This window comes from Dokdonia sp. Asnod1-B02, from assembly GCF_045063955.1.
In the GTDB taxonomy this organism is placed as follows: Bacteria; Bacteroidota; Bacteroidia; order Flavobacteriales; family Flavobacteriaceae; genus Dokdonia.
Map to the genome: position 1 here is coordinate 3236656 of NZ_JBEFNW010000002.1, position 12962 is coordinate 3249617.

A 12962-nucleotide genomic window follows, 5' to 3' on the forward strand; every position below is an offset into this window, starting at 1 on the left:
GTATTTTTAAAAGCCCTCTTACGAGGGCTTTTTTCATATTAAAATTTACTATCATTATGACCATTGCAGAGCTACACTTCCATTTTTTAAACAGTAACGGAGTTTGTACTGACACAAGATCTTTACAAAAAAATCAGATTTATATCTCTTTAAAAGGAGATAATTTTAATGGTAATAAGTTTGCAAAACAAGCATTACTAGATGGCGCTAGGCTCGCAGTGATTGATGAAAAAGAATATGAAGATGATTATACGGTGCTGGTAGATGACGCTCTTAAAACATTGCAACAACTAGCAAACTACCACCGCAATTATCTTAACCTACCTATAATAGGTCTTACTGGAAGCAATGGAAAAACCACTACAAAAGAGCTTATAAACGCAGTCCTTTCTGAAAAGTATGTAACTGTAGCTACTAGAGGGAACCTCAACAACCACATTGGAGTACCACTTACCCTCTTATCTATGGATACGACTACAGAGATAGGTATTGTAGAAATGGGTGCAAATCATCAAGGCGAAATTGCAATGCTATGTGAGATTGCCCAACCTAACTTTGGGTATATCACAAACTTTGGAAAGGCACACCTTGAAGGTTTTGGAGGGTTTGAAGGTGTTATAAAAGGAAAAAGTGAACTTTATAATTACCTTAGAGTTAATAAGGAAATGGCCTTTATAAACGACACAGACAAGCTCCAAGCGGAAAAAGCTACTGGCATTACTTTACAAACATTTGGCTCTACAGAAAGTAACTACCCTATCAGCTTAATAGATGGGTCTGAGAATCTCAAACTATCGTTTAAGGAAACCACTATCAATAGCCAACTCATAGGCATCTATAACTATACAAATATTGCTGTTGCCATTGCGATAGGCACTTATTTTGACCTGTCTGTTGATCAGGTTAAGTCAGGAATTGAAAAATACATACCTGCAAATAATCGCTCTCAAATCATAAAGAAAGATTCTTATAGCATAATTCTAGACGCATATAATGCAAACCCTACGAGCATGGCAGCAGCCCTAGAAAATTTAAAGGCTACAAACACTAAGACCATTGCGTTCATAGGTAATATGTTTGAAGTAGGTGTCACCTCAAAAGCAGAACATCAAGCGATGTTAGATTTAGCGCATCACTTTAGTATTGACCAAGTGTATGCAATAGGTCCAGACTTCGGCACTTTGGCACCTCATGTGAACCAAGAGGTTTATGGAGATTATAATGCTTTCGCGAAAGCGTATTCAAACCAAATTCCAACCGGCGCAACCGTACTTATAAAGGGTTCTAGAGGAATGAAAATGGAGCGAATACTAGATTTGCTTACATAGATATTATAACGCTAAAGTGTAGTGAACAGAAGGCTGCTCTTTTATAGTGGAAGCTGCTTTCTCTGCTGAAATATCTCGTTGAGGATTTGCAAACAACTCGTACCCCACCATAAATTTCTTAACCGTAGCAGACCTCAACAATGGAGGATAGAACGACATATGCATGTGCCATTCCGGATGTTCCTCACCGTCTGTAGGAGCTTGGTGAATACCACTAGAGTATGGAAAAGAGGTTTTAAAAATATTATCATATTTAATAGTCAGTACTTTTATTGCTTCTGCATAGGCGGCTACTTCTTCACTTGAAAGCGCAGTAATACTACCCACTACTCGCTTAGGAATTATCATAGTCTCATATGGCCAAATGGCCCAATATGGAACTAGCGCTACAAAATGATCATTCTCAAAAATGATACGCTCATCTTCCATAAGCTCTTGCGTGAGGTAATCTCCTAACAAGGAAGTTCCTTTTTTATCGTAATATTCTTTTTGGTTTTTCGTTTTTCTTGCCACCTCTTCTGGAATAGACTTTTGCGCCCATATTTGCCCATGTGGATGTGGGTTACTACACCCCATAATAGCGCCTTTGTTTTCAAAAATCTGGACGTGATTAATATCTTGTACAGCACCAAGATCACGGTATTCATCTTGCCAGAGCTCTATTACCTTAACGATATCCTTATTTTCCATTAAGGGAAGCGTTAATGAGTGGTTGGGCGAAAAACACACAACACGACAAACACCACTTTCTGGCTCTGCCATCAATAACTTATCTGATACCGCAGTCGTTTCTTCGTTAGGAAATATCGCAGCAAAATCATTTGTAAATGCATAAGGATTAGTATACGCAGGATTTACCTCACCACTCATCCTTTTATTTGTAGGACAAAGGTAACAGCTTGCATCATAGACATCCGTTGGAAATCTCGCAGGTTCTTCTACTTTACCTTGCCAAGGTCGTTTTGTACGGTGTGGTGAAACAAGAATCCAATCTCCCGTTAAAATATTAAATCTCCTGTGCGGAAAATCCATTTCTGTGCTCATAATCTATCTATTAAAGTTCCCTCACTTGCTGTTGTAACAAATGCATTTAGTGTTATTCCGAATCTTTTCTTATAAATGGGGCTCACTTTCTTAATGTAATCACCCACTTTATCTTTGTGAATGAGATTAATAGTACATCCACCAAAACCTCCACCCATCATTCTAGAACCTATAACCTCTGGATAATTCTTAGAAAAATCTACCAAGAAGTCTAACTCATTACAGCTTACCCCATACTTATGACGCAACCCCTCATGTGAGGCATACATCAATTCTCCAAAGCGGACTAAACTTCCTTCCTCAAGAGCTCCCGCTGCATTAAGAACCCTATCATTCTCTTCAATAACATAAGACGCTCTTTCATATAAAACCTGTGAAATATCATCCCGACTCTCGTTTAAAAGAGCTATTGTAACATCTCTCAAAGAATCTACTTCTGGATGGTGATTCCTTACGTGATCCACAACAGTCTCACATTCTTTACGTCGCGTATTATATTCACTATCTGCTAGGCTATGAGTTACATTCGTATTTAAAAGTACAATTTCATAAGGATCAAAACTTGCATTGATATATCGATGCTGTTGTGTTTTACAGTCTAATAAAATTACTTGATCTGCCCTACTCATTATAGAAGCATATTGATCCATAATACCACACTTAGTACCCACAAATAAGTGCTCTGCTTTTTGTGAAAGAAAAACGAGTTCCTCCTTTGTAATACCAAGATCAAATAACTCATTTAATCCAGAAGCTAGACCACATTCTAAAGCTGCAGATGAGGATATCCCTGACCCTTCCGGAAGCTCACTTTCTATTAAACAGTCAAAACCCTCTAATTTATCTGATATTTTTTGAATCTCAAAAACAACTCCAAGTATGTAATTTTCCCAAGAGACCTTACTAGGAAACACTTGGTCTAAATCAAATTCTAAAAAGGCATTATAATTAGTACTCAAAACATTACACACGTTTGGAGAGTTATTTCTTTTAAAAGAAAAGGTGATTTTTTTATCTATAGCAGTTGGCAAAACAAAACCTTGATTGTAATCAGTATGCTCTCCAATAAAATTAATTCGACCAGGAGAATACACTTTCAGTTCAGGCTTAAAATGCTCTATAAAGGTACGGTGACTCTTTTTCATAGATAAGGTGATATTATTAAGGTTACGCTTTCGCGAAAGCAAAACTATGCTACTCTGTGCTACGTCAAATATAAAAATCAAAATCACATAAAACACTACAACCACTAAAAAAAGCTTTTAAAGAAGACAAAGCGTGTTCTTATTTTTACATTTTAGTACATTAGTCGTGTATGAAACCACTCTTTGAAAAAATACAAGACCTCAAGAATATTGTATCTATCTCAAAACACGAACAGATTGTTTTTGGGATTATTAATGCTATTGATGCTGGAATTTTAAAGGTAGATGACAAACTTCCATCCATTAATGAGATGGTTGCAGAGATAGGCTACGCTAGAAAAACTATAGTAAAAGCTTACACAGAGCTTAAAGAACGAGGTCTAGTCGAATCTAAAAATTTAAAAGGGTACTACATAATTAGTGTAGAAACTAATGTTACTCTAAAGGTAGCACTTATCCTTTTTGCCTTTCATAGTTTTCAAGAAGACTTTTATAATACTGTGCGCAAAGAGCTGGGTAAACGCTTTCAGATAGATGTATTTTTTCATCATAATAATCTTGAGCTCTTTAAAACTCTTATGAATAATATATCTCGAAAATATGGAGCATATATTGTTGCACCTATACAGGATCCAGAGGTTCAAACCATGTTAAAAACAATACCTTCAGATAAATTAATAGTGGTAGACAGGCAATTAAAAATGCCAAAAGATTACTCATATGCAACTCAAGAATTTGAACAAATAACATATGAGCATCTTGTTGATCTAGCACCGAGTATTAAAAAATATGATCGCTTTATTCTTTTTTATAAAGCAAATACAGATCTCCCTGCCGGAATACTAAAGGCTTTCCAGAGGTTTACAAATGACTTTAACATCAATGGAGAAGTAGTTACCGATTACAAATCAAAAATTCTAAAAAAGAAAACTGCCTTCTTTACAATAAGCGATTCTAATCTTTGGCAGATTTTAAAAGATGCCAGAAAATTAGAATATAGAATAGGAAGAGACATAGGCATTCTTGCCCATGACGATAATATTGTAAAGGAAATCGCATTCGGAGGAATCACAACAATTTCAACAGATTTTGAGTTAATGGCTAAACGAGCCGCTCTATTTGTAAAAGAAGGAACAGCTATCCAAGAAGTTATCCCTACATACCTGAGAGAACGTAATTCCTTATAAAGACACTTTACAGCCAATTATCAATTCGATAATTATATAGCCACTTAATAACGACATATTCATTTTATATGTAAAATTATTTTCATATTGAGAAAATTATTCTATTTTTGAAAAGTAGCATAGTGTATCATAGTACTATTTATTGCCATTGCTATCAAATCAATATTAATCTAATTTTAAAACTAATCGTATGAATCGAATATTACTTAAACCGCTCTTGCTGTTATTCCTGATTCTAACCAGCGTAGGCATCTGGGCGCAAACTACCGTCTCTGGAACAGTTACTGAGGCATTAGGTCCTTTACCTGGAGTAAACATTCTAGAGAAAGGAACCACTAATGGGACCACTACAGACTTCGATGGAAATTATTCAATTAATGTTGCAGATGACGCGGTTATCGTATTCTCCTACACAGGCTTTGTAAAACAAGAGGTTCCTGTAAATGGAAAATCTTCTATTAATATCAAACTTGAGGCAGATGCTGGAGCACTAGACGAAGTTGTCATTGTAGGTTTTGGCTCTCAATCTAAAAGAGATATAACAGGTGCGATATCACAAATTAAAACAAAAGACATCGCTCAGGTAGTAACCGCAAATCCTACAGCTGCCTTACAAGGAAAGCTTGCTGGGGTACAAGTAGAAACAGCTGGTGGTGCGCCTGGAAGCCCTGCAAACGTTTTTGTGCGTGGTGTTAGTTCGCTCACAAACTCTTTTCCTTTATATGTAGTAGATGGCGCCATTTCAGAAAATATAAACTTTCTTAATCCTAAAGATATTGTAAACCTTCAAGTATTAAAAGACGCGACTTCTGCCGCTATTTACGGTTCACGTGCGGCAAATGGAGTTATTATCGTTACCACAAATAGAGGAAAGAACAACTCTGCTCCTACTGTAAATATTGACTTAAGAAGCGGAATTAATACTCAATCGAAAGAGCTAGACTTACTAAATGGCCCGGAATACATTAACTTTTTAAATCAACGTCGTATTAATGATGGTCTTGAGGGAAACATTGTAGACCCAGGAATTGATACAGATTTTCAAGATCTATCTATTAATTCTGGAGAAATTCAAGATTATGGATTTAATGTATCTGGCGGTGGTGAGAACTCTCGTTACTTCTTTAGCGCAAACTATTATGATGAAGAAGGCTTACTAATAAGTGAGAATTTTAATCGTAAAAATGTACGTCTAAATAGTGAATTTGATTTAGGCAAAATAAAGATTCAAGAATCCTTTGGCTTTTCTGAAAGTCGTTTTACTCGTAATAACGCTTTTGGTAACCAAGGAGGAACAGTACCTATCATTCGCCCTTTCGCCCCTGAAAATGAAGGAGGTTTTGAAGCAATTAGTGATCCTTCTTTTGGTATAGGAGGCACTAATAAGTTTGCAAATGCCCAGCTAGTAAAAGATGCAAATACGCAACGTAACTTTCTAGGGAATATTAATATCTCATACGAGATTATAGAAGGTCTTACTGCTAAAGTTAATTTTGGAACAGAATACACAAGTTTTTACACAAACACGTTCCAACCTACTTTTTTCCAGAGTAACATAGATAGTGAAACCAATGCAAATCCACTTAATGACCTTACTGAGGTAAGAGGCGAGCGTTATGCTACAAACGTAGAACCTACTATAAACTTTAAAAAGTCTGTAGGTGAACATAATTTTGATATCCTACTAGGTGGAGCACGCCAAGATATTACTCAAAACAGCATAGCTATATATGCAGAAGGATTACCTAGTAATAATATTACAAACGTAGCTCAATTTGCCTCAAATATTATAAATACTGGTGGAGGTCGTTTTGATAATAAATTGTTCTCAACCTTTGGGCGTTTAAATTATAATTACGCAAAGAAGTATTTATTTACTGCCATTGTGCGTAGGGATAAGACATCACTTTTTGCAGATGGTTTCAACACAGGTACTTTCCCTTCATTCTCTGCAGGATGGGTTATAAGTGATGAAGACTTTTTTAATAAAGATGGACTCTTTAATAGTTTAAAAGCTCGTGCAGGTTATGGTGAGTTAGGTTCTCAAAATGTTGACCCATATTCAAATCAATCTGTTGTAGGATCATCTTCACCTTTTACTGTAGGTGGAGCTGGAGGACAAATTCCAGGATTTGCAATTACAAGCTTAGTAGACCCAACCCTTAGTTTTGAAACGTCAAAGACAATTAACTTTGGAGTAGATGCGAGGTTACTTGACAATGATTTACGAGTAAGTTTTGATTACTTCAATAGAGATAATGATGATGTAATTCAAGCAGTAGCAATTCCTGACTCTAATGGATCTGTTACTCCTGTATTCCAGAACGCTTCATCTATTAATAACAAAGGTTTTGAATTTGAAGCAGAGTACAATTATGATAAGGGTGGAGATTTTACTTTTAATGTGGGATTTAATGTTTCTGCCATAAGAAATGAGCTTACAAGTTCCCCCAACCCGATTGTAGGTCCTTCATATAATGAAGAAGGTTTAAGAGCAAACAGATTTGAGGTAGGACAGCCTTTAGGTTTCTTCTTTGGCTTTAAAACAGATGGGATTTACAATGATCAAGCAGAGATTGACAATGATCCATTCTTAGCAAATGATCCTGCTAGACGTGCGCTATTATTACCTGGTGATTTTAGAAGAGTAGATATCAATCGTGATGGTATCATCAATGATGAAGATCAAACATCTTTAGGAGATCCTACACCAGATTTCTCATACGGTATAAATCTTTCAGCAAATTATAAGAATTGGGACTTTGGTGCATTCTTTAACGGTGTTCAAGGAAACGAAATCTATAACGTAACTAAGTTCTTTGGATATTTCTTCTTAGATGACAACAAATTAGGCATTGTAAGAGACGCCTACACCCCACAGAATACGGACACAAATCTCCCTCGTGTTTCTACACAAGATGCAGCAGGTAACCAGTTACCGTCAGATTTCTTTGTAGAAGATGGTTCCTTCTTACGTCTTAAAACATTAGAGGTAGGGTATAATCTTACAGATTTTGTAGGTAAGGAATGGGTAACAAATGTGAGAGTCTTTGCAAACGTGCAAAATCTATTTACAATTACTAATTATTCTGGATACGATCCAGAGGTAGGATCAAACAACAGTGGGTTAGGTACTAACCGTGGTTTCTTTGGCTTCTCACCTAGTACTAACTCAGATTCTGTTTTTGATAGAGGGCTTGATGTGAGATCACAACCTAGACCTCGTACATTCATTATGGGAATCCAGATGTCATTTTAATTTAAATAAAAGAATAATATGAAAACAATAAAACAGTTACTACCGTTTGTAGTCGTGCTCCTTTCTGTAGCCATGTTGTACAGTTGTGATGAGGAGGATTTAGTTATTTCAAATCCTAATAACGTTGCAGAACCAGAATTTTTTCAATCTGAAGCAGATTTTAGACTTGCCGTAAATGGAATGTATCATCCTGTAACAGCAGTGCTTTTCTGGGGGCGGGTGATTCACACAGGTGCTATGTTGAGATCTGATGCATATAACGTGATTCCTTTTCAGCAAAACACTACAATGTCTACCTTAGAAGGACAACCTGGGATTTCTCGTTGGGCTGTAGACTTATATCCACAACTATATCAATCTATTTCTCGTGCTAACAAGATTATAGAAGAAGATGCAGAGAATGGTGTACTCTCTGGAGATGTTCAAAATGAAATCTTAGGACAGGCTTATTTTCAACGTGCATTTTGCAACTGGTATTTGGTTAATTTATTTGAGACAGCTCCTTTGGTGTTAAGTACACCAGACTCATCAAATCCAGAAGAGTTTTTTCCTCCAAATGCAACTAAAGAGCAGTTTAATGAAGCTATCATTGCAGATCTCACTGAGGCAGCAACGAGATTACCACAAGAATGGGGAGCGAGTGACGTAGGTAGACCTACAAAAGGAGCAGCCCTTGCTCTTAGAGGTAAAACATATTTATATATGCAAGAATGGACTAATGCAGTTACAGACCTTAATCAAGTAGCATCACTAGGCTATTCACTACTTCCAACAGAGGCATATGCAGATAATTTTAGTTCTGATCCAACTGCCGAAAATAATCAAGAATCAGTTTATGAACTTCAGTATGTAGCACAAGATAATTTTGTATGGGGAGCAGATGCTCCACTTACAGGAACACAATCTAACTGGCACATTGATTACACTCCACCACACATTAGTTTAGATCAAGGACATGTAATCAACACACATATCAGGGATGTATTTACAGATAATGATGATACCGTGAGACGTAACGCGACGATGGTATATGATTTTCCTGGAGCAACAGGATATGGTGGAGCTCCTTTTACAACAGACTTTGCACCTAGTATAGAAACAGCAAACTCCTTAGGAATTGAGCCTATTTTTGGTGTAAAATACTCAGGTATAGAGTCTGGATTATCTAGTGCAGACATCCCTGGATTTGGACATACACTAGGAACAAACTGGAGAATCATACGTTACTCAGATGTACTATTAATGCTTGCCGAAGCAATTAATGAAAGTGCTGGTCCTAGCGATGCAGTAGGTTTTGTAAACCAAGTTAGACTTAGAGCAGATATAGAAGCACTTCCTGAGGATATCTCAGAAGGAGATCTTAGACAGGCAATAATAGATGAGCGCATTATGGAACTTACAGGAGAAGGACATCGTTTCTTTGATATTGTACGTTGGGGTATTGCAGAGGAGATTATGGGACAAGGCTCTACCGTTGCAGGTGGTAATCACCCTAAATCGCTTGCTGGACCTAGTGCCTTCTTTACACCTGGACAAGATGAGAGACTATGGATTCCTTTATCAGAATTACAAGCAAACCCTAATCTTTCTCAGAACTCAGGGTACTAATCTTAATTAAAAATTTATTTGTTTTTAGTTTGTTCAAGCAGGTCTTTCATAAGGGGCCTGCTTGATGCTAAAACAAGATTTTCAAACACACTATCTCTTGAAAAAAATAATCGGTTTTGTACTTATCCTTTTTCTTTGTGCTTGTACAAAGGAGAACATCGGGCACCACCATTTTACTTCGTTAGCTCCATCTACAACGGGTGTCACATTTAACAATACAATAACCGAAAATGACAGCATAAACATTCTTGATTTTCAGTACATCTATAACGGCGGTGGCGTAGGAATAGGTGATTTTAATAATGACGGAAAATCAGATATAATTTTTACAGGCAATCAAGTATCAAGCAGCCTTTATCTCAATAAGGGAAATATGCAATTTACAGATGTAACCACACAAGCAAAAATCACAACAAACTCATGGGTTACTGGAGTAAGTATTGTAGATATCAACTCAGATGGATGGGATGATATATATCTTAATGTAGGTGGAGCAAATTGTAAAGACAATTGTAAAAATCTACTTTTCATAAATCAAAAAAACAATCAAAAAAACAATCCTACTTTTAAAGAGGAGGCTCAAAAATATGGGCTTGCAGATGGCAAATATAGCCAGCAAACTGCCTTTCTAGATTATGATCTAGACGGTGACCTCGATGCCTTTATTATAAGAAACGGAAATAGCACCTTTAGTCGTAACACACCATATCCTAAGAGTAAATTCCCCAATCATCTTAAAGATCTATTATTAGAAAACCAAGGTAATGATAGTCTTGGTCATCCCTATTTTAAAGATGTCTCACTTGCTAAAGGCATCACCGAGAAAGGGTTTAGTTTAGGCATAGCCATTACCGATGTTAATGGAGACGACCTCCCAGACATTTATGTGACTAATGATTTTATAACTAATGATGTATTATACTTAAATCAGGGTAAGGAACAGAAGTACGCTTTCGCGAAAGCAAAAAAAGAAATCCCATCCTCCACCTTTAATGCCATGGGTGTTGATATAGCAGATCTTAATAACGACAACTTACCAGACATTACCGTAGTAGATATGTTACCGAACGATTATGAGCGCCAAAAGAAGATGATAGGCTTTAATAATTATGATAAATTTCTACTAGCACAACGCAATGACTACACGCCACAATATGTGAGTAACACCTTGCAATTACATAATGGCATGGATAACAAAGAGATGCTTCCATTCTCCGAAATAGGACATCAAGCAGGTATTTCTAGTACAGACTGGAGTTGGGCACCACTCGCTGCAGATCTTGATAATGATGGAAATAAAGACTTATACATCTCAAATGGATACGTTAAGGATATAACAGATCTAGATTTTATTAATTACTCAGGAAGTAATAACTCCTTTGGCACTCCTGAGGCAAAACAACAAAAACTACGAGGCTTTGTAGATGAACTACCTGGCATATCATTACCTAATTACATATTTAAAAACGATGGCACTGCTACATTTATAGATGTATCATCTGCATGGGTTCTTCCAGAAGACTCTTTTTCAAACGGCGTTGCATATGCAGATCTTGATCAAGATGGAGACCTGGATCTTGTGATTAACAACATAAATAAGCCAGCATTTATATTTCAGAATAATACGTTATTAGATAGTACAAATTACCTAAGAATAAAGCTTAAAGGAGCGCCAGATAACAAACATGCCATAGGATCTCAAGTAACGCTATGGAAACATGGAAAAACCCAGTCGCAATATCAATGTGTTGTAAAAGGATATTTATCTTCTGTAGAACCTATAATTCATTTTGGATTACAACAAAACACAGTAGACTCTCTAGAGGTTAAATGGCCAGATGGCAGTATTTCTACCCAAAAGAACATAGCTTCAAATCAAGTAATCACTATAAATAAATCAAGTAATTCTCAAGACAGCGCTCCACTTGAGAGAATAAACACTTCATTAGTGGCAGAAGACATTCTTGATCATGTGGTTTATGAAAATCAAGCAAATGATTTTAGAAGTCAGTCACTCCTACCCCACCAGTTTAATGCGACTAGCGGTATCATTGCTACCGCAAATACAGACCAAAAACCAGGAGATGAAATCTTTATAAGCGGGAATTCAAAAACACCTAGTGTACTATTATCAGAAAATAATGACGGGAACTTTGTTATTATACAAGAATTTAATCAAGATTCAGATATAAGTGCAGCCTTCTTTTTTGATATGGATGGTGATGGTGACAAGGATCTCTACATAGGTAAAGGAGGTACAGATGCCGCAAATCTACAAGATGAAATATTAATTAATGAACAAGGAACGTTTACTAAAAGTAAAAATGCTCTACCTGAGTTTATAACAAATAGCACAAGCGTAACTCCTTTAGATTTTGATAATGATGGAGATGTAGATCTTTTTATTACCGGTGGTGTGCTAGCAGGTAGATACCCGTTGAGTACCGCCAACTATCTTCTTGAAAATAAAGGGCAATCATTTACAATCAAGCAACAACTAGATCGTAAAGGAATCACGCAAGACGCAGCTCTTTCTAAAGACAGTAAGAAATTATATGTAGTAGGAGAATGGCAAGAAATCACAACGTACAGAATCACCGCACAAGGTTTACAACTCGCAGAGAATAAATTTATCTCAGAAGACAACACACCTATTGAAACCACTGGCTGGTGGAATACCATCACTATTGCAGATATGGATTATGACGGTGATGATGATTTAATTATAGGTAACCAAGGTATTAATGGATTTATAAAGCCTAGTTATGATAACCCTATATATGTCTACAATGGAGATTTTGATAATAACGGAAGTATCGATCCAGTTTTAGCTCAATATTTCGGAGATAAAGGAACACCAGTTTTAAAACCCATTCATACTAGAGATGATATCATGATGCAACTCGTAGTATTAAAAAAGCGCTACGGCACCTATCATGATTTTGCGCAAGTAGACTTTACAACCTTGTTAAACATCAAAGAATTAGATAAAGAAACGTTACACGCCACCACTTTTGAAAGCGCCTATGCAGAAAATATAGGTGATAATACATTTATCTTACATCCATTACCACCTCAAGCACAACGGTCTACTATTAATGATTTTCTTATTACAGATATTGATGGTGATGGTTATAAAGATATACTTGCCGTACAAAACAATCTCACCTCCGAAGCCAACTATGGTAACTATGATGCTGGTATAGGAATACAACTTAAAGGAACACCTGAAGGGCCAAAATATATCCCAAACAATAAGAGCGGATTTGTTGTACCAGGTCAATCAAACAGCATACAACATTTTAAAAACAAAAAAGGAGAACTTCTCATTGTTGCTAGCCAGCTAAACAATGAAGTAAAAGTCTTTTCTAAAAATTAAAACAGGACGAAC

The 12962-nt window shown here is 36.4% G+C and carries 7 protein-coding genes; 5 read left to right on the forward strand and 2 right to left on the reverse strand.

The annotated features are described in order from the left end of the window. Positions 1-56: 56 nt before the first annotated feature. On the forward strand, positions 57-1328 hold the full coding sequence (murF, locus tag ACJJVU_RS14500) for a UDP-N-acetylmuramoyl-tripeptide--D-alanyl-D-alanine ligase (protein WP_405226862.1): 1272 nt from the start codon (positions 57-59) through the stop codon (positions 1326-1328). Between the two features lie 3 nt (positions 1329-1331). Here murF and ACJJVU_RS14505 read toward each other — a convergent pair whose 3' ends face one another. Together ACJJVU_RS14505 and galK are read right to left on the reverse strand one after the other, a co-directional pair. Then, positions 1332-2372 carry a UDP-glucose--hexose-1-phosphate uridylyltransferase gene (locus ACJJVU_RS14505; RefSeq protein ID WP_405226865.1) on the reverse strand — a complete coding sequence of 347 codons (1041 nt, stop codon included), beginning with the start codon at positions 2370-2372 and terminating at the stop codon, positions 1332-1334. Beyond that, positions 2369-3622: a galactokinase gene (galK, locus tag ACJJVU_RS14510; protein ID WP_405226868.1), complete on the reverse strand. Its 1254-nt coding sequence runs from the start codon at positions 3620-3622 to the stop codon at positions 2369-2371. Before galK ends, ACJJVU_RS14505 begins: the two co-directional genes overlap by 4 nt. Positions 3623-3687: 65 nt before the next feature. On the opposite strand from galK, the gene ACJJVU_RS14515 reads away from it, so the two are divergent. The 4 genes from ACJJVU_RS14515 to ACJJVU_RS14530 all read left to right on the forward strand — a co-directional run bounded on the left by ACJJVU_RS14515 (position 3688) and on the right by ACJJVU_RS14530 (position 12950). Further along, positions 3688-4704, forward strand: coding sequence for a GntR family transcriptional regulator (locus tag ACJJVU_RS14515; protein ID WP_405226870.1), 1017 nt, complete (start codon positions 3688-3690; stop codon positions 4702-4704). 190 nt (positions 4705-4894) lie between these two features. Next, complete coding sequence (locus ACJJVU_RS14520) at positions 4895-7963, forward strand: SusC/RagA family TonB-linked outer membrane protein (protein WP_405226873.1); 3069 nt, start codon at positions 4895-4897, stop codon at positions 7961-7963. An 18-nt stretch (positions 7964-7981) separates the two neighbouring features. Continuing rightward, positions 7982-9571 carry a RagB/SusD family nutrient uptake outer membrane protein gene (locus tag ACJJVU_RS14525; protein WP_405226876.1) on the forward strand — a complete coding sequence of 530 codons (1590 nt, stop codon included), beginning with the start codon at positions 7982-7984 and terminating at the stop codon, positions 9569-9571. 97 nt (positions 9572-9668) lie between these two features. Next, the gene (locus ACJJVU_RS14530) at positions 9669-12950 is read left to right on the forward strand and encodes a VCBS repeat-containing protein (RefSeq protein WP_405226878.1); all 3282 of its coding nucleotides are present in this window, start codon (positions 9669-9671) and stop codon (positions 12948-12950) included. Positions 12951-12962: the final 12 nt, after the last annotated feature.